Source organism: Psychrobacter sp. T6-1, from assembly GCF_052258445.1.
The window spans coordinates 1-562 of record NZ_JBQQFC010000794.1; the positions used below are offsets into that span (position 1 = coordinate 1).

The window sequence follows — 562 nt, forward strand, 5'->3', positions numbered from 1 at the left end:
CCCGTCGCGCCAAAGTACGTCCCGCCCTTGCCATCGCGTACAGCATCGCTCTCATCAACCTTGCCGTTTGCATCTAGCACTTTCATATGGCGCTTAATATTATCAAACAGTTTGGTGGTCGCATAATACTGCGGATAACGACAAACGATTTTTTCGTCCTTGCTAGAGGTGTCAGGTACATAGATAAAGTTGCGAATGACATCGAGCAGGCGCGCTTTATCAAATAAGCCGCTGATCATGGTCAAAAGGGAATGGATACCGTCTTTCTCTAACTTCTCATCGCCTGTGACTTTGCGCCAAGAGTAGTAGAACTCGTAAGGCGCAAAGAAGGAACCCATCTTTGAGTTGACCCCATCGCTAATCACGCATAGCGCGTTATATTTAAACAGCTCTGGGATATCGCGCTTATAACGGCTGTTCAGCTGATCGTAAGCATTAGACAAAGTGGCGTCTTCACGAATGCTGCTCTTAAATTCAAACACCACCAGTGGTAAGCCGTTGATATAGAGAATGGCGTCGGGAATACGGGTCTCAAAGCCTTGTATCGCCATTTGGCTGACGA

At 47.3% G+C, this 562-nt stretch carries 1 protein-coding gene; it reads right to left on the minus strand.

Annotated features, from left to right (window positions below):
• Positions 1-562, minus strand: a 562-nt coding sequence (locus ACTXGO_RS16020) for a type I restriction endonuclease (protein WP_443575220.1), incomplete at both ends; no start/stop codon positions are given.